Source organism: Paenibacillus sp. FSL R5-0517 (genome assembly GCF_037974355.1).
Lineage (GTDB): Bacteria > Bacillota > Bacilli > Paenibacillales > Paenibacillaceae > Paenibacillus.
Map to the genome: position 1 here is coordinate 1,289,085 of NZ_CP150235.1, position 18,379 is coordinate 1,307,463.

An 18,379-nucleotide genomic window follows, 5' to 3' on the forward strand; every position below is an offset into this window, starting at 1 on the left:
TGAGATCATCCAGACCTTTTTCATATGGGTTTATTTTTGGGCAAAAAATTAGGGTTAATCCACTCTTACGTAATCAATGACCATCGGCTTTTGCAAGCGGTTTTTCCTCATGTTGGCGGTGCTGAGCTTCATTGGAGTGTTCGGCATGGTTATCAGGCTCTTTTTCCGCATAACGGGCCAATGCCTTCGCAGCAGTCTCGGACATTCGCTCCCGCAACATTGGATGGTCAGCGATTCGAACCCGTTTGCCGAGAAAACGCATTTTGGATAAGACATAATCCATCTCATTTCGCGGGATGGTCAGCTCAATCCGATATGTCTGCTTGGCTTCCGTGTACTCGACCTGTTTCTCGAAGCATGAGAAAGCATAGAGGATTCGGGACAGCTCCTGATTGAACTCCGGCAACACTTCGATGGTGATCGTCGTTTTGCGCTTCTCCGTAATTGCAGCAATTCGGGCAGTATAGCGAGAAGCGGTATCCGGGTCAACCGGTTGGGCTTCCACGGCAACGATGCTGTGCAGCTTGGTAGACATGAGTTTGTCGAAGCGAGGTGCGTACCAGAGCACATACCATTCTTTTTTGACCATGGAATACTCCAGTTTATACGGGAAACCAAATTCATCATGGCTTGTGCGTCCATTGCGGCCGCGGCCTGTCATTCGAAATCCCTGATGATGCAGAATGATTAGCCGTAACGGTCTAAGTAGTGGATGAGAGACACTGTTTTCCTCACTTTTGGCTTTTTCGGTCAGATAGTCCTGAAGATTCAGATCCTGCTCATCGTTCAGCATGTTGTGCATTTTATCCAATGTTACAGCGCTCAGGGCTTCTCTTGCGGCAGGGTGATTCAGCATCATGCGAAGCCAGGCCCGTTCCTGTGAGGTCCAGGTGAACAGTCCGGTTTCATTCAGTCGGGTCATCATCTGGTAATTGAACATCTTCTCGAACAGGTTCATAATATTCGGCAATCTCCTTCCATTCCTGGATCATCTCCTGGCGTAGCCTCTGCGGTTCAATAATTTCGCAGCTTGAGCCAAAACTCCGCAACCACGGTTTGATCTCGGTGGTACCGTTAACCTGGATTTCGTAGAGAAAGGAATGGTCCGTTTCGGGTATGATCTTGCCCCATTGACCTTGAAGACGAACCCGATCCAGAATGAAATTGCGCTGACCACGTCCCGGGTGGAAAAAGCGAGCTTGAACCGTCACGGTATTCCCTGTGTCTACGAGCCAACTGTAGCGACTGATGTCAGTCCACTGCTGCTTCAACTCGAGCATGTATTCCTCTTCGACTGAATCCTCTTCCTCCAGTTGGGTTATGCCTTCCATGCGGAATTTCACGAAGCCACGGCGGCCCTGAAATCCAATGACATACCAACGACCATACTGATGGTCATAGACCACTTCAAGGGGCACGATCCGGTTGGATCGCCCACCTGCTTCTCGCTCAAAGCGTGGATTTGTATTCTGTGAACTGTAGCTGGATGGTTTTTTCGGTGAATAGTATAGGAACTGCACACGCTTGCGCTGACGAATCGCACTAAGCAGCGTGTAGAGATGAGCTTCGTCCAGGATACGAGAATAATAGTGATACTTGTAGATATAGGGTTCGGTGGCTTCTTCTTGCGGAAAACTTGCGGTAATGGCTTTCTTCAGACTGTCCCGCAATAAGTACCCCTGTACGGAAGGAACCTGGGTATTTGCCACTATATCCACAAAATCATACAACTCCAGCTGTTCCTCCACGGTTAATTCGGTAAGGACATCTTGCTCCAAAGCATAGCGATACGGTCTGCCACCCGGCTCTTTTCGAATAACGCCAACCTCTTCCAGATATTTCAGATCAGAGCGAATGGTTTTCTCATCAGGTAACGCCAGATCTTCCGGCAGATCAGCACAGCAGGCGTCCAGCAGTTCCATTGCGGTCAGGGCTGTGTTCTGTAGGGTATGCAAAAGGACGGAAAGGCGCTGAACTTCAGTCTCTTTCATCGACTTGGCGCGGAAGAGGAAGAGCAGCATGGGCTCTGCGGATTCTCCGTACTGGAAGCGCACGAGGTCTGCCATTTCCCGGCTTGCTTCGGCACCTAAACGTTGATCAGTGACGGTCTGCATGATTTCTTTTAACCTGCGATTGGTTTTATCAAAGGTATGTACGGATATGCCAAGCCGCTCGGCGTACTGTTTGCGGGTATATGCACCACTGGTCAGGGATAACATGCGTAAGAACTGAATTTCTTTGTCAAAACTCTCTTTAGCCATGAGTATTCACTCCTTGGTGGCCTGGAGTCAGGCGGATATAATGGACGACGATGTTGGCAGAACAATTCTGCGGTATAGGAACATTCTTGAACTTCCCATTGGCGATATCCCTTTATTGTAGCAGGAAGAGTGTCAGGTTTCATTTTAAACTTATAAAGGTTGACTCCATCGCAAAAATTCAGTCGTCGTCATACTTTCGCCATGTTCGCGTGCAGATGTGTGAGGCATAATGAGGTTGTGAAGCGGGGCAGCAACAAGCACTGTGGATCAAGGCTCCGAGGCGCCAGGGAGGGTTACTTCGACTGTTAATCGACCAGGTCGTTGGTTCGAATCCAATCGCCGCCGTCCATGGCGGTGTAGCTCAGCGGTAGAGCGGGTATTATACCTTCCCACCTTTTTCCTCGGACCATTTTATTATGAAAGAACAGCCATTAGACTCACACCAGGAGGTCATGAGTGATGAGCAGAGCGAAACAATTATTCAATCAACCTCAGCCAACGACACGTAATCATGGGGGCTACGGAGCCTATGAGCGATTGGTGGAGGAACAATATATACAGATGTTGATGACCAATACATTGAACAATACGTTCTATGCCGATACCCAGCAACTGATGGACGACGCGATGGTCAGTCATCAGGAGATGGCTGCGGTCGATGCAGGGTATATGGCGCGGGCACTGGTCTATGCTCGTAATGAAGGTTTGATGCGATTACAGCCTATATATGGGCTGGCACTATTGTCCAAAGTGGACGCGGATCAGTTTGCAAAGGTGTTCTCTCAAGTCGTACAGACACCGGCTGACTTGGCTGATTTTCTGACCATTCTGAGAGGAATGGGTCGAGGGCAGGGCGGTCGAGCAGTGAAGCGTCAGGTGAGTCTCTTTTTGAACGGGATCAATGAATACTGGGCGATCAAATACAACGGACGCGGGCGAGGATACAGTCTGGGTGATATGATCGCTACAGCACACCCCAAACCGATAGATATGAAGCAGCAAGCTTTGTTTCGTTATTTGCGCGGGCATGAGGTGGATCTTACGGAACTGCCGCAGTTGCAAGCGCTGGAAGAACTGAAAGCTACGCCCAACCCCGCAAGCCGGATGCATCTGATCGAGAAAGGTAAACTTCCATACTCGGTGGTCACCTCGATCATGCAACCGACACGCACGGTGTGGGAGGCGTTAATGTCACAAATGCCGACCTTTGCGTTGCTGCGTCATCTGAACGCAATGGATCGGGCAGGGGTTTTTGAGAAATCGAAAAATATAGAATTTGTTACACGTCGTCTAACGGATGCGGAGGCCCTACGTAAGTCACGAATACTGCCTTTCCGATTCGCCAGTGCGTATGAAATGATTGCGAGGGAAGAGCTGCGGGATGCTTTGCGACAAGCGGTGGAGCTATCCATTGGCAACCTGCCAACGCTGTTGGGAAGAACGGCTATTTTCCTGGATCGTTCCGGTTCCATGCAAGGGGATTATTTACGCATTGGTTCGGTGCTGGCGCTGGCGCTTTATAAACAAACGAGAGGTAACGCACTGTTCTGGTTATTCGACCATTTGGTTGAGGATGCTCGGCCGCAGATGAATGAAAGCATTCTTTCTCAAGCTCATCGGATTCGCGCACAAGGTGGAACAGATACAGGTCGACCCGTGCGGGAACTTCGGGATATTGGAGAGAAAGTGGATCAGATCATTATGATCACCGATGAACAGCAGAATGAAGGCAGTCCGTTATATGCTGAGCTTGAGCGATATCGTCGGATGATGAATCCGGAGCTAAAGGCATTTATTGTGGATATAGCACCTTATCAGCAGGCACTGGTACCACCACGGGATGGCAAAACCTTTTACATCTATGGTTGGAGTGAAACGATATTGACGTATATTGCCGAGACTGTGGCCGGATATGATACACTCGCGGACCGGGTTAGAGCGATGGATATTTAATTTGGGGAAATTGGAGGCGACTGGGCATGACCTATGTTCATGAAGAAATGAAAGATACGATCAGAGAACAGCTGAGGCAGATTGAACAGGAGGAGAAGGTACGAATCATCTATGCCTGTGAATCAGGCAGCCGGGCGTGGGGGTTTCCTTCACAGGATAGTGATTATGATGTGCGTTTTCTGTATGTGAGACCGCTGGAATGGTACTTGTCGATTGAGGATCGAAGGGATGTTATTGAACGCCCGATCAGTGATCAGCTCGATATCAATGGTTGGGATCTGCGCAAGGCGTTGAAGCTGTTTCGCAAATCAAATCCGCCCCTGTTGGAGTGGTTGCAATCCCCCATCCAGTATGATGAACAATACAACGTGGCACAGCATATCCGTGCACTTTCACCGTTGACCTTCTCGCCCAAGTCCTGCATGTATCATTATCTGAATATGGCGAAGGGCAATTTCCGGGATTATTTACAAGGTGAGCGAGTGAAGATCAAAAAGTATTTCTATGTTCTACGTCCATTGCTCGCTTGTGGATGGATCGAACGTTATGATGCGATGCCACCGATGGCATTCGAAGAGCTGGTGCAAGAACTTATACCTGCGAATACACCGCTGTATACGGAGATTCTTGAATTGCTACGCCGTAAAAAGGCGGGCGAGGAACTGGATCTGGAGCCGCAGTTGCCGGCAATACAGACTTTTTTGGCGGAGAAGATCGAGCATTTTGAACAACTGGCCGGACAGCTGGTTAATGAGCAGGTGATTCAATATGAAGAATTGGATCGAATTTTCCGTTTGGCATTGCAGGAGGTGTGGGGCGAAGGGGAATAAGAGAGCGAAAGTGAAAGAATAAAAATAAGAAATCATACAGAAGCAGGTTGGGATCTAATCCTAACCTGCTTCTTCTATTGTAGTTATACATGCATTTATTTTGAGTCGATTCTCATCGCACGTCGTATCTTGAGCAGGGACGTATGAGGTGAGCCGGATCAGTTGGTATGTGCAACCGCACGAATCTCAACCAGTTGATGAGGGAAGGCCAGCCCCGATGTCCCAACCATTGTGACAGCCGGACGATGCGTACCAATGTACTCTTTGTACACGGCAACACATGGCTCAAGATGCTCTTGAGGATGAACCAAGAAAATCTCCAGTTCAGCAATGTTCGACTTGGTCACGTTGAATCCTGCGAGTACGCGATCCAGGTTATCCAGTATCTGGCGAACCTGTGCTTCAATATCATCCACACCAATGAACGTCCCCTGCATATCATGCGAAAATTGCCCTGCAATGTAGATCATACCGTTAACGCTGTATCCCTGAGCCACGCTGAATGCTTCTTCCCACGGTACACCGTGGCTATAGATTTGAGTTGTAGTCATATGTTTTTCTCCTTTGTAATTCAAGATATGCCCTATTATAAACGGAGAAAAACAACTTGGGCAGTACGCACTTTCATGACAGTGACTATCCAAAAGGATAGTATTAACACGGTGTTTTGTGAGCCTTATGACTCATTTTGGGAAATCTTTATATCAGGATATTTAATTTAGATATAACTAACTTAAGTCCTATATCCTTCCCCTAGAATCTGGGTAATAATTAGAGTAGGCAAGTGATTGATGGAATCTCATAACGTAACGATAGGGGGTAACCTGTATGGCATCCGTAATTCTGCTGGTGAAACAGACGGAGGACGAGGAGAAGGTTATTTATCGATTCGGACCGAATGAGCGTAAGATGGGGCTCATTGAGATGAATAAGATCAAGGAAAGTGTGAGGGAACTAGAACCTGTTCATGTGGATGGTGTAAGTCCAAGCTTTTTCTTTAACCGAGCCGCGCAGCGACTGGTACGATGTTTATTCAGGGAAGGCGGCAAGTTCCCGGAACGAACGACGTTTGAAACATAGTCCTATGGCAGGCTGCATGACAAGTAGGCTGAGCAGGCAGTGAGAGTTCATGGGTTAAATAATGGAAGAAGTCCAAGAGGCCAAAGGTAGTGGCTCTTGGACTTTTTTTGCGTGAGCTGCACATTTAAGTATGGGAGACAGGGACCGCGAAACAATCGATCCATTCTCGCAATTGTTTACGAAAGGAAGAATTGGTATGCTGGTCAATCTCGATGTTAGAATTATTTTCACTGGTGGAATCTCTGCTAGTCATGCTCCAGATACCTTGTTCGGTATGAAGCAGCAGGAGAGCTTGATCGGGCAGAGGAATTACATCTTCGGCATAATTAATGATACTGAGGTTATCCACACTACATCCAGAGGTTTCAAAAGAGTTATGCCATACCTTCAATAACTCGCGTGTTTCTAGAGGTAGCTCCCAATCCTCCATGAATTTATCTAACAGCATATGGTTTTCCTCGTTCGTCAGGATAGCCCATTGTTCCTCTGTTATCGTGAACTGAGTAGGTTGATCAATGAAAGGTGTGTGTTGCCCTATGTAAAATTGGAACAATTCCTCTTCCCATTCCTCAGGTTCTGTCCAGGTGAACAAATGCACACGTTGATCCACTGCCAAATGATAGAGGTATGTATCGTTGTTATCCGTACTTTTGTGAATGGTTAATACCTTTTCTTGTTCAAGGCTGTCTGAGTATGCTCTAATCATGCTGTGGCTTTGGGTAAAATGCATAAGCATCTTCAGGAACTCCGGCTCGATCTCTATCTTGGTATCTTCCATATGCAAGATGAGCCCCTTGGATAAAAGACCGTGAGAGGCAGCTCTTAGAACGAGTTCCCAGTGTTGTTCAGATAACTCGCCATACATCGGTTTTAGGAGACCGGCTGCAATGTCCTCCGCGCCAAGTGTGGCCAGCGCAAATCCGAATTCTTCAATGGATAAGGTGACAAGTGGTTTATTCATGAACTTAACCGCCTACTTTCCATGTAGATTGATAGATATAGGTTGCTTTTTTAGAAGGTCATTTGTGCTCATTCCAGGTTTTCCGAAGTAATTTAAGAATATCGTTTTCCTGATGTTTCAGTAGACTATACGTATATACTTTATAGCTCTTTCCATCAACCATTTTGAATAAGTAATAGGATGGAGTAGGTTGAATCCATTTGTTTAGTCCCGGTGCTACGAAATCAATGGTGCGTATATCCTTCCAAGATATCTGTATTCCTGTATTTGTCTTAATACCAGACAGATCGAAGGAAAATAAGATGTTTGTTCCAAATACTCTCGTGATGTTCCAGATAAACAGACGTCCCACAAACCAAAAGCTTAAGAATGCCGCACTAGTAAAGTACAAGGTTTGAAGAACGCTATTGTCACCATAGATAACATCTCCAATTAAGACAAGTCCAGCCATGATAAAAAGAGCAGATATCAACGTATGACGAATTGCATATTTGCGTTGGTATGTAACGAGCTGCATGGATACCTCCTAAGTATTACTTGAAGAGTTTACTAACCCATCGAATTCCTTTTTCAGCCGCTGATGCTATATGTTTTCCTGCGTAACTACCTATAGCTCCACCTACATAAGCTCCAACTGCTGTTCCTGCAGGCCCGGCAAACGATAATAGGGTCCCGCCAACAATAGCCCCCGCTCCTGCAGAGGCAGACTTGATCACGATATTCGATGTGGACACGGCGAGATCTGTTTTGGTTAATGTTCCTTCCTTATACTTGGAAACCGTTTTAACCCCTTCATCCCAAACATTAAGTCCTACGTTGATAGGGAACAGTTTTTTGCTTATCATTGTAGGTATTTTGGAAATCTTCATACCGTATTGACCTTTATTCACACCAGCAATAACATTCCGGGTCCATTGACCGAAGCTGTTGGCTTTGTTGAAACCAAGCCCGATATCACCTACTTTTAATTTACCTGCAAGTCGATCGAAACCCTTCAATCCTTTCATAACCAGACCCGGGCTGCGGAATTGTTTATCCAGTTTCCGTGCCATGTTACTCAGAAAGGAATTCCCCTTTCCCTTCACCCAAGGAGCATTATGGATTTTGGCACGGCTGGAGTTCCGGGGATCTACTTTGAAATGAACCGTTTTGGAGAGTACCATGGATGTAGCCATAGCAGAATATAGTCCTGTTCCAATCAGGCCTACATTTCCATGAATCCCATTCATTTTATTCCAAGACTTACTTCCTTGATCATATATATCCGATAGCGTCGTTTTTACATCTTTCCCAGAAGTGGATTGGCTTGAACTGGTCTGTACACCATGCTCTTGAGATTGATCCGCTTGTGAGAAACGAGTTGCGATGGTATGTAGTTCCGTGCCGATCGCAGAGACTGAGCTAGAAAATCTCTCCATTTGCCGATGAGCCACCTGAAAGTTCTGAAAGAAACGCTCCTGTGTGATTCCTGACCACTGGTCCTGTAACGTACTTATATGTCTGCTTAAATTGTTAATCATGCTACGACTATGTTCCGAAGCTTGAGCAAATTGGTTGGAAATTGCATGAAGCTGCTCAGGCGTTACAATAATCCTGGTCACGACATTCACCTCGTGGAAGATAAAATTAAGAATTTCTACAGATTATGTATAGATCAAAAATGAAATGCTGTGAAATATTTACCCACTAATTTTAAAGGTCGAAACGTTTATTCGCAACGGATAATAAGCAATTGACGCGCAAAACAGTCCTTTGGTCGGGTTAAATATGTGCTCTTCGTAATACTTTGTTCCTGCAAATGGGACGAACAGTATAAACAAAGAAGCCCACAACCTTTTATAAGGGCGTGGACTTGTAAATTTTATTTTGGTCTTAACGGAGGGATATACGTATGAACAATCCTGTTCTAGAACGTTTTGGCATAAGAGATCAGTGCGGTAATCGTGATGATGTTCAAGAGCGTTGAGATCAGCACCGTCTGGGCTGCAAAATCAGGTTCGTTATCGTATTCTTCCGCCAGGATGGATGCGTTGACACCTGTAGGCATACCCGAAGCGATGATGAGAGCCTGTGCAGCAATGCCTTCCAACCCTAACATGAGCACAATCGAAATCCCGATCGCGGGGCCGATCAGGAGTCGCAAAAATGTGCTAATATACACATCAAGACGGTACAGCCGGATGGGGTATTTTACAATCTGCGCCCCTAGTGTCAGTAACGCTACGGCAACCATACTTTGCTGCGCATAGGTCAGTGGCATGGACAGAAACGTCGGCAAGGGAAGCTTCCACATGTGAAACAGAATCCCCAACAAGAGCGCATAAGGAACGGGCATTTTAAGAAATCCAATAATCACCGCACGGTAATTACCCTTGAGCTTCGCGCCCTGAATGGACAACACGCCATAGGTGAATGTCAGTAATGCCTGTAAAGACATGACCAGCGCCTGAATGGAAGAGGCGAGTGGATCGCCGCGGAATACCAGTGCATTGATAGGCAGTCCATAGTTGCCTGCGTTATCCAGCATAATACTGTTGTTGAAGGCAGCCTTCATGCCTTTATTCATCCGGAGAGAACGGGAAACGACTGAACCTATAATATAGAGAATCAATACATAGATTGCGTAAAATAATGTCACAGTCCCGAGCAATTCGCCCGACATATCCGAGTGATACATGCTCATAAAGACGGCTGCGGGGGTAATACAATAGAAATTGATTTTGGCGAGGGTGTACAAGTCCAGCTTGAACACCTTTTGCATCCAGGATCCGACGGCGATCAGGAGAAAAACGGGTAGGACGACTTCAAGCATGATGTCTGCAATCATTAGTTCAGCTTCCTTTTTCATGAAAATTTCATCCGATTTCGAAAATGCTTTGCTTATTATATCATTTTATACACAACCAAATGTGGGAATAGGCTAAAAAAGATCAGGAGGTGTTGCATCATGATTCCAGATCATCTGGATGTTGGTTTATCGATATTGTTTATTGGCTTCAATCCGAGCATTACGTCTGGAGAGACGGGTCATCATTATGCGTACAAAGGCAACCGGTTCTGGCGCATTCTTGAACAGTCGGGATTAACGCCGCGTTTATATGATGCACAAGAGGATGGAGAGTTGCTGAAGCTGGGGTACGGATTCACCAATATCGTGGCCCGCCCTACCAGAGGCGTGGAAGATATTACGAAGGAAGAGTACGCAGAAGGACGCCAGATTTTGCGGCAAAAGCTGGAGGACTACCGGCCGGACATCGCCTGTTTTGTAGGAAAAGGGGTATACACCCAGTACAGCAAACGTTCCAAAGTGCAGTGGGGATTTCAGGATGATCCGGTCGTCAAGGAAATTCAGGAATTCGTCGCTCCATCGTCCAGTGGACTCGTGCGCATGTCGATGGATGAGATTGTGGCGATCTATTCACAGCTTGCTGATTTTGTTGCGGACAAGAACAGGGAGAATTAAGAGGAAGAAAGACAGGAGAGGTAAGATAGCAGCAGTAATAGGCTACTACGAAACCTATAGAGAATGTGCAGCGACAATCACAGAATGTTGGTACGCAGAGTTCACCCTGTCGGCTTCGCCGATGAGGGCGAATTCTTTTTTTTGGATAAAGTGAGAGGTTTCGGGAAGGGCTTCCGTCTATATAGTACAGAACCATGCATGGAAGCTGTAGAGAAGGGGGATTACATGACTCAACAGATACCGGAGGAGGAGCTTATTGAGCGCATTATTGCAGGGGATAAGCAGTTGTTCTCTGTGCTAGTAGATCGATATAAAAATAAAGTCTACGGCATTATGCGCGGAATGGGTGCGAGTCATCCGGATGCCCAGGATCTCGCTCAGGATACGTTTATTCGTATCTATCGTTATCTCCCGTCGAGGCGGGAGGGAAGCAGTTTCTCGTCGTGGGTGTACACCATTGCAGTGAATCGGATGCGGGATTTTATACGGGAAAAGAAACCTGTGATGTCTCCAGTCGATCAGGGGATTGAACCTGTCAGTAACGAGACACCGGAAAAGCGTGTGCTGCATAAAGAGATGCAGCGTGAAATATATCGACATCTCGAACAGTTGCCTGATTCGTATGGGCTGGTGTTATTACTGAAGTACACAAACGAGTTGAGCTATGAAGAGATTGCGGATGTTACGGGTTTGAGTTCAACCAAAGTGCGTAACGCCCTTTATCGCGGGAAAAAAACGCTAAGGAAGCAAATGGAACGCAAAGGAGGTTTAGCTACGTATGAAGCCTATTTCAAAGGATGAAGATCGGTTGTGGGAAGAGCATCTGTATCGAGAGGAGCCGGACTCCGATTTTACGCTGAAGCTCATGCAGAAGCTGGATAGCGTGTCCATGGAAAGTGGAGAAGACGGAAGTCCATTCGTAAAAAAATCCATAAAAGCGCATTGGAAGCGCCGGACGGGGATCGCCGCCGCGGCAGTTGTAATACTTGCCGGAGGGGCCTGGTTTGCTTTTGACCGAACAGCAGAGCCAGCACAACCCGCGGTAAATGCTGTGGATCGTCTGCCATTGCCTAACATCCCTGTGCCTGAAGCATTGAAATATTCCTATTTTGCGGATGATTATAAACGTCTTAAACCTCTTGGACTTGTGGTTAATCCGGATATCCATATCAATGACCAGGGCTACACGCTTAAAATTGAAGACGTGCTTGTAGACCGATCTCATATGGTAATGACCATGCAACAAACAACACCTGATGGATTAGGGTTATCACGGTCACTGTATGCGATGGGGAGAATTCATGTTACGGATGAAGAGGGGCGACAGGTTGCCACTCTTGCAAGAGATGCAAGAACAAAGGGCCCTCTAACTGAACGGTTGTTATTCCAGTTTTATGATGAAATTCCGGATAAAGTTGTCGTGCGGGGTGAACTGCGTAATTTAAATGTGGGCAGATATTATGATTACGAGAAGAAGTCCTACAAAGATAGAGATGTTAAGGTGGATTGGAGCTTCCAATTCAATATCGATATGACCAAAGCCAAAACATTGGCTGTTGAAAACTCTATGGATAACACATATACGACGCCAGAAGGACTAAAGCTTGATATGACACAGCTTGTACGTACGCCAAATGGAACCCGGCTAGATCTAAATGTGAAGCTGGAGGATAAGCTTCGTGGCAAAGTTGATGAGAATTGGGCGAGTTATATGAGTATCATCTACCATCTTGAGATTCCTGAAACAAATGAATATCGAATTTTCAATGGAATAAGACCAGATGCCCGTCAAGCCAAGTTTCAGCTCCAAGATCTGAGTGACTTAAGAAATGGTGGACCGTTGAAGTTGTCTGAGACATGGGACCCTGCATTTGTTACGGTAGATGCGAAGAACATTCGCTTTGTTCTGGATGGTTACACCCTCCCGGTGAAGGAAGAGAAATCAGTGGAAGTTGATCTGGAGAAGAGGCGTAAAGACACGAATTTTTATACTTTTGCACAATTTGAACAGCTTGGAGATAAAATATTATTCTATGATTTTGAGTACGAGCCACTGATGGAATCGTATGATCCTCCGAAGATTGATGTAAAGGAAGGGTATTCACTAGTTCTGAAGGGGAGTGGGACGTTCCGAAATGCTTTCATGGGTGATCGCTGGGTTGCAGTAGATTCGGATGGAAAAGAGTATCCTGTTGAAGTGAACGGTTATCCGGATCAACCTAATAATAACAGTGAATACGTTGAAGATGATCTGCAATTAAAAATTCGGGGGTTTAACGAAGAAAAGGGTACAAAATTCACTTTGAAAAGAACAGTAGTCAATAGAGAGTATCGCGATGTGAATTGGGAAGTGGATCTTCCATCGTACGATAGCCTGCCTTGGCTGAAATAACCACTAGTATATCTTTGGCCATGAAGTGAAGAAAAGCTTGGGATGAAGTAAGGATGGATCAACAGGATTGAAGAGTGAATGTATAGACATATAAAAGTATAAATGACTAATATACGAAAAGGCCCTGCATCATTGTGCGGGGCTTCTTTTCGTATGCATCAGATATAGCGGGAAAAGCTTGTACCTAACGAATTCATCTTCATAAAAGAGAGGTGGCGCACGCCGAATTACGCCGATTCCCTTGGAATTAACGTAGTCGATAACATCACCGTTTCTTTCGGAGTTCCCGGGCGTTCGATCCGGCGTTGTAAAGCTTCAACCGCACGTTGTCCAAGCTCCTCTTTGCACAGATTAACCGTTGTCAGGGGTGGGGAGGAAGTCACTGCAGAATGTACATTGTCGATACCGATGACAAGGCAATCTTTCGGTGTGGAGATGCCCATCTCCTGTAATTTGTGCATCCACTGCAAGGCAATATCATCATTAACACCAATCCAGGCATCGGGACGTTCGTCACCTGGCATGTTTTGAATGCTAGTGGCTAACTGATTAACCCATTCCCCGTTCTCATACGGAATATTCCATTCTCTGAAGCTGGTCGTATGACTGGTATCCACATGGAAATGATTCAAGGCCAACTCAATCCCGATCTTCCGCTGCGCGAAGCTTGCAGCACGCCCATCATCTGTGATGAGTCCGATCCGTCGGCAATTCATAGACATTAGATATCTCGCAACAGTAATGCCAGCTTCCAGATTATCATGGCTGATCGTATCACAATTCAGCAGCGGCTCCTGATGATCTACGAGTATAATAGGCCGACCCGTCTGAGAGAGGCGTTGCAGAACCGTATGAGGAAAAGCACCCATGACAATAATTCCTGCACAACGTTCCCAGTCCAAATGAGGAGCAATAGCTTTTTCGGGAGAGGTGTTCTCGTCCATCACTCCGAGTGAGGGAGATACAATGGCATGATGCCAACCACGTTCATTACAAGCGGAGATCATGCCTGACAGAACACGTTGCCAGTAGTGGGGTTCACCGCGGTTAAGCTGATTCATGCATATGAGAACAAACGGGGGATCGGACGGATCTGCATGGTTTGCGGCAGTAGAACTGTTAGTAGCCCCCGGCGTACTTTGGCGATATCCCAAAGCCCTGGCGAGTTCCAGTACCCGAGCACGTGTCGCTTCACTGACACCCGTCTTGCCACTGAGTGCGCGGGAGACGGCATATTTGGATAATCCGAGCTGGTCAGCCAGCGTCTGAATGGATACTTTGCGTGACATATCATTACTCCTTCGTATGTGAGCAAACTGCATAAATCCATTGAGATGACCTCTAATAATTGACGATCCTCTTCGGACACAGTACACTTACAAATAATAATGTTATTATAATTTATCATAACAAAAATAACAATAGAATTGGTCATATAGTCAATCTATATAAGTTGAACTAACATTTACACGATAACGGAGAGGACAGAAGAAAATTGACAAAGCGAAGCTAAAAGCTTTCTGCAAGAAAGCTGCATCGGAAGAATAAACCTCGCCTTTATCACCGGATTTCCCCTTGAGAAAGGGGATCGAAAAAATCTGGGGATAACAGCGGTTGGAAAGTTGTTCTGTCATCGTAGTGCCAGTGTAAATAATCTTTTTATCAACTTATACATAAAACCTCAATTCAAAGGAGACGACATCCATGGAACAGTTCAGATTACCGAAAATCCCTATGCCGCATCTGGAGTTGCCACAAGCTGTGCAGGATATTCTGACTGAGGCGGACGAGCGTTTGCAACATCGGCCGAGATTATTGACTCAGTTTCGTAATTGTTTTCCCAATACGTTGGAAACGACCACGAAGCTGCATGATGATGGGACAACCTTTGTGATTACTGGGGATATTCCTGCCATGTGGTTAAGGGATTCGGTAGAGCAGGTCATGCATTATGTTCCACTTGCGAAGCATGACGAGAAGTTACAGCGAATCATCGGAGGCCTGATCAAAAAACATACATTTTATGCTGATAAGGATATCTATGCCAATGCGTTCAATGAAACGGCGAATGGATGGCATTGGGATGCCAATGATGAGACGCAGATGTCACCATGGGTGTGGGAACGGAAGTTTGAGCTGGATTCTCTATGTTTCTCCATGAAGCTGGCTTATACATATTGGCGGGAGACGGAACTGACGGATATATTTGACGAGCGCTTCAAGAGCGTAATGGAAAATATTGTAGAAATGTGGGAGACAGAACAGCATCACGGAGAGCGTTCAACTTACCGGTTCATGCGTCGCAATTGTCCAGCCCATGATACGCTGCGTAATGAGGGGTTGGGTATGCCTGTGAATTATACGGGGATGATCTGGTCCGGATTCCGTCCGAGTGATGATGCCTGTGATTTTCATTATAATATTCCGGCGAACATGTTCGCTGCGGTAACCTTGCGCCAGATGGGGGAAGTCGCGAAGTGGGTGTTCCGGGATGAACAACTGGTGAGCCGGATGGCTCGATTGGAGGAAGACATTCGACATGGCATTTCTCTGTACGGTACTTATCGTCATCCAGAGTATGGACAGATCTATGCCTATGAGACGGACGGTTACGGCAACTTTTGTCTGATGGATGATGCGGGCACGCCTGGGCTGATGTCCATCCCGTATATGGAGTATGCTTCGGTGGAGGATGCTGTGTATCAGAACACACGCCGATTTATTTTGAGTAGGGAGAATCCGTTCTACTATGAAGGGAAGGCAGCCAAAGGGATCGGTAGCCCGCACACCCCGCCGGGATACATCTGGCACATGGCGTTATCCATGCAGGGTCTGACCGCAGACAATGACGAGGAAATGCTGGCCATGATTGAATTGCTGGAGAACACGGATGCGGATACGGGATATATGCATGAAGGCTTCCACGCTGATGATCCCAACACGTTCACCAGACCATGGTTTGCTTGGTCCAACAGCCTGTTCTCGCAACTGGTGTATAAGGCAATGAAGAAAGGGATTTTATAAATGATTTAGTTCAAAAAAGTAACTGCCTGCAAAGTGGCCGTTCCGGTTACGAATCGTTCTTTCGATCGCTGTTATCCCCGGATTTCCTGATCGACTTTTGTAAAGTCGAAATCCGGTGATAAGCGTATGCTTCCGATGCAGCTTTCTTTCAGAAAGCTTTTAGGCGACCGCGTTGCTTCTTCAGAATCGATTTCGTTCCCTGCACTACTTTTACTATTTGGCTTGACTATTTTTTGAAAGACATCATTTTTGGAATAGGAAAGTGGGTAAAAAAAACAATGAAGCCCAAACTGCTAAACTATTGCAGTTTGGGCTTTGTTTAATTGATGTACACAGGCTTTTCTATGTGTTTTTCAGCAGATCGGCGATGAACACTTTCTGGCCTGTGCGTGCGCTTTCGAGGGATGCCAGGACCATAGCCATGCTGAACTGGTTATCACTGCAATCCGTTTCAGGCAATCGACCTGATTCGAGTGCAGCGAACATGTCTTCGAGGCAGCCATGATGACCTGTTTTGTCCATGACAGGCAATTCCGCTTCGATCCGCTCACTTGGCTGGAAAAAGGATGGTTTGCCGTCAGCATCCAGACTTTGCGCGGCGACCACCTCAGCATAGATGTCATCATGACCATCCCAGATGGCGGTCCCTTTTTCACCGATTACGCGCCAGCTTGCTTCCCATGATGTGGGTACACCCTCCGCGCACCAGGAACCGCGATAGTTGAATACGGACCCGTCAGACATCTCAAATATACATAACGCCATCGCATTGCCCTGATACCAGGAACCTGGAGGATTGAACTCGTGGCAGTACACTGATACCGGGTTGGCTCCGAGAATATAGCGTGCCTGATCAAACGTATGTATAGCCATATCGAGCAGCAGTGGGCTATCCATCAGATCCCGGAATCCCCCGAAGTGAGGCCCGATGAAGAAGTCGGCTCCTGCGTAACCAACTTGCCCTATAGCTCCGCCGGAAATGAGATGCTGATAGGCGCGGATACGTGGATCGAACCGACGATTCTGCATCACGGCTTGAATATGTCCTGTACTGCGAGAGGTTTGCACAATATCTGTGCAGTCGGAGAAGGACTCTGCGAGAGGTTTCTCGCCAAATACATGACATCCCTCCTTCAGCGCTGTCATGGCAATGCCGTAATGACTCGCCGGAATCGTGACATCGAATACGATATTCGCGCCAGTCGCTTGAATGGCCTCGCGGATATCGGTGAACGTAGGGCAGGTGAGGCCGTGTCTTGTAGCAAAAGCAATGGCTGTCTGTTCATACAGATCAACCAGCCCGACGATTTCTGTATCCGGCCTTTGCAAGGCATAGTCCGCCCACGTGTTTGCCATGGCACCGCAGCCAGCGATAATTACCCGATAAGGATGACTCATCCGCTCATCTCCTTCGTATGGATTGTGTTGTGTAGTACTTTATACCGGATTGGGCACAAAATCGCCGCCGCGACATTGTTTCAAATACCGCAAAGCATGTACCTGTCCTGTCATTTCGAGTTCGTCTTTGTAGACGGGATCATGCCAGCCTTCAATATCAATCGTGCCCTGGTAACCGTTCTGACGCAGAATGGTGATGATGTCTGCCCAGTTGTTATCCCCGAAGCCGGGTGTGCGGTGCCAGACAAATTCACGTGGGCCGTGTACGCCGTATTCCTTGACAATATCCCAGGCAATCGTGGCATCTTTGCCGTGTACGTGGAACACTTTGTGAGCCCATTTGCGCAGCTGTGGAATCGGATCGATCAGGCTGGACATTTGGTGGCAAGGCTCCCACTCCAGACCAACATTTTCATCTGGGACAGCATCGAACATCATCTCCCAAGCCGTCGGGTTATGGGCAATGTTCCAGTCACCTGTCTGCCAGGTGCCACCCATATCACAGTTTTCAAAAGCAATGCGTACACCCCGGTCTGCTGCCCGGCGTGCCAGTTCGCCAAATACTTCCTTGAACCGGGGGATGGACTCGTTAATGGGTTGATCGGTTAATCGTCCGGTGAATCCGGAGACAATATCTGCACCGAAGAGCTGTGCATGATCAATGACCCGCTCCCAGCTTGCTAGTGTATCGGCGTTGTCCCCGGCTCCCGTGAGCGGGTTACCAAATACACTCACCGCAGAGATGACAATACCTTGTTCGTCCACGATTTCACGGACACGTTTGGCTGTCTCTGCCAGGTCCAGATCACCAGTGGTTTGCCAGAAGGTCAGGTTAAATGATTCGAAGCCATGTTGCATGATCTGCGGGATAACACGGACGGCGTCCTGCCCGCCTACAAGGGTACCGATGCGTAATGATTTATTCATGGTTGTATTTCACTCCAATATTGGCTTATAGTACTTCGTGACACACTCATTATAGCCGTGCATTAACGGGATGGCTCTACACAATCTTGT

Annotated in this window: 17 protein-coding genes; 7 read left to right on the plus strand and 10 right to left on the minus strand. The window is 46.9% G+C overall.

Features of this window, described 5'->3' with window-relative positions; genetic code table 11:
- Positions 1 to 73: 73 nt before the first annotated feature.
- Positions 74 to 958 (minus strand): WYL domain-containing protein, encoded by an 885-nt coding sequence (locus MKX40_RS05640; RefSeq protein WP_339240077.1) that lies wholly within the window; start codon positions 956 to 958, stop codon positions 74 to 76.
- Positions 906 to 2,261 carry a WYL domain-containing protein gene (locus tag MKX40_RS05645; protein WP_339240079.1) on the minus strand — a complete coding sequence of 452 codons (1,356 nt, stop codon included), beginning with the start codon at positions 2,259 to 2,261 and terminating at the stop codon, positions 906 to 908. The genes MKX40_RS05640 and MKX40_RS05645 overlap by 53 nt, the downstream gene beginning before the upstream one ends.
- Positions 2,262 to 2,720: 459 nt before the next feature.
- On the opposite strand from MKX40_RS05645, the gene MKX40_RS05650 reads away from it, so the two are divergent.
- Positions 2,721 to 4,214, plus strand: a complete 1,494-nt coding sequence (locus MKX40_RS05650) for a TROVE domain-containing protein (RefSeq protein ID WP_339240081.1) — start codon at positions 2,721 to 2,723, stop codon at positions 4,212 to 4,214.
- 26 nt (positions 4,215 to 4,240) lie between these two features.
- The gene (locus MKX40_RS05655) at positions 4,241 to 5,044 is read left to right on the plus strand and encodes a nucleotidyltransferase domain-containing protein (RefSeq protein WP_339240083.1); all 804 of its coding nucleotides are present in this window, start codon (positions 4,241 to 4,243) and stop codon (positions 5,042 to 5,044) included.
- 158 nt (positions 5,045 to 5,202) lie between these two features.
- Here MKX40_RS05655 and MKX40_RS05660 read toward each other — a convergent pair whose 3' ends face one another.
- A complete protein-coding gene (locus tag MKX40_RS05660) occupies positions 5,203 to 5,595 on the minus strand; it encodes a RidA family protein (protein WP_339240085.1) in 393 nt (130 codons plus the stop codon).
- A gap of 277 nt (positions 5,596 to 5,872) precedes the next feature.
- Between MKX40_RS05660 and MKX40_RS05665 the strand changes: the two genes are divergently transcribed.
- Complete coding sequence (locus MKX40_RS05665) at positions 5,873 to 6,124, plus strand: hypothetical protein (protein WP_339240087.1); 252 nt, start codon at positions 5,873 to 5,875, stop codon at positions 6,122 to 6,124.
- Between the two features lie 124 nt (positions 6,125 to 6,248).
- On the opposite strand, the gene MKX40_RS05670 is transcribed toward MKX40_RS05665, so the two are convergent.
- The 4 genes from MKX40_RS05670 to MKX40_RS05685 form a co-directional block, all read right to left on the minus strand.
- Positions 6,249 to 7,085, minus strand: a complete 837-nt coding sequence (locus tag MKX40_RS05670; RefSeq protein ID WP_339240088.1) for a hypothetical protein — start codon at positions 7,083 to 7,085, stop codon at positions 6,249 to 6,251.
- 58 nt (positions 7,086 to 7,143) lie between these two features.
- Positions 7,144 to 7,602 carry a hypothetical protein gene (locus MKX40_RS05675; protein ID WP_339240090.1) on the minus strand — a complete coding sequence of 153 codons (459 nt, stop codon included), beginning with the start codon at positions 7,600 to 7,602 and terminating at the stop codon, positions 7,144 to 7,146.
- Positions 7,603 to 7,618: 16 nt separating this feature from the next.
- The gene (locus MKX40_RS05680; protein ID WP_339240092.1) at positions 7,619 to 8,686 is read right to left on the minus strand and encodes a WXG100 family type VII secretion target; all 1,068 of its coding nucleotides are present in this window, start codon (positions 8,684 to 8,686) and stop codon (positions 7,619 to 7,621) included.
- Between the two features lie 305 nt (positions 8,687 to 8,991).
- Positions 8,992 to 9,912, minus strand: a complete 921-nt coding sequence (locus MKX40_RS05685; protein ID WP_339242935.1) for an AEC family transporter — start codon at positions 9,910 to 9,912, stop codon at positions 8,992 to 8,994.
- Between the two features lie 120 nt (positions 9,913 to 10,032).
- On the opposite strand from MKX40_RS05685, the gene MKX40_RS05690 reads away from it, so the two are divergent.
- From MKX40_RS05690 to MKX40_RS05700, 3 genes are all read left to right on the plus strand, one after another.
- Complete coding sequence (locus MKX40_RS05690; protein ID WP_339240093.1) at positions 10,033 to 10,548, plus strand: mismatch-specific DNA-glycosylase; 516 nt, start codon at positions 10,033 to 10,035, stop codon at positions 10,546 to 10,548.
- Positions 10,549 to 10,773: 225 nt separating this feature from the next.
- Complete coding sequence (locus MKX40_RS05695) at positions 10,774 to 11,349, plus strand: sigma-70 family RNA polymerase sigma factor (RefSeq protein ID WP_339240095.1); 576 nt, start codon at positions 10,774 to 10,776, stop codon at positions 11,347 to 11,349.
- Positions 11,327 to 12,940 (plus strand): hypothetical protein, encoded by a 1,614-nt coding sequence (locus MKX40_RS05700; RefSeq protein WP_339240098.1) that lies wholly within the window; start codon positions 11,327 to 11,329, stop codon positions 12,938 to 12,940. Before MKX40_RS05695 ends, MKX40_RS05700 begins: the two co-directional genes overlap by 23 nt.
- Before the next feature lie 227 nt (positions 12,941 to 13,167).
- Here MKX40_RS05700 and MKX40_RS05705 read toward each other — a convergent pair whose 3' ends face one another.
- Positions 13,168 to 14,229, minus strand: a complete 1,062-nt coding sequence (locus MKX40_RS05705) for a LacI family DNA-binding transcriptional regulator (RefSeq protein ID WP_339240100.1) — start codon at positions 14,227 to 14,229, stop codon at positions 13,168 to 13,170.
- A gap of 415 nt (positions 14,230 to 14,644) precedes the next feature.
- Here MKX40_RS05705 and MKX40_RS05710 point away from each other — a divergent pair, with 415 nt between their 5' ends.
- Positions 14,645 to 15,964 carry a glycoside hydrolase family 125 protein gene (locus MKX40_RS05710; protein ID WP_339240101.1) on the plus strand — a complete coding sequence of 440 codons (1,320 nt, stop codon included), beginning with the start codon at positions 14,645 to 14,647 and terminating at the stop codon, positions 15,962 to 15,964.
- Positions 15,965 to 16,306: 342 nt separating this feature from the next.
- Here the strand turns inward: MKX40_RS05710 and MKX40_RS05715 are convergent, their stop codons facing one another.
- Together MKX40_RS05715 and MKX40_RS05720 are read right to left on the minus strand one after the other, a co-directional pair.
- Positions 16,307 to 17,362: a Gfo/Idh/MocA family oxidoreductase gene (locus MKX40_RS05715; protein ID WP_339240102.1), complete on the minus strand. Its 1,056-nt coding sequence runs from the start codon at positions 17,360 to 17,362 to the stop codon at positions 16,307 to 16,309.
- A 39-nt stretch (positions 17,363 to 17,401) separates the two neighbouring features.
- Entirely contained in the window at positions 17,402 to 18,289 is an 888-nt protein-coding gene (locus tag MKX40_RS05720) for a sugar phosphate isomerase/epimerase (RefSeq protein ID WP_076214488.1), read from the minus strand.
- Positions 18,290 to 18,379 lie beyond the last annotated feature (90 nt).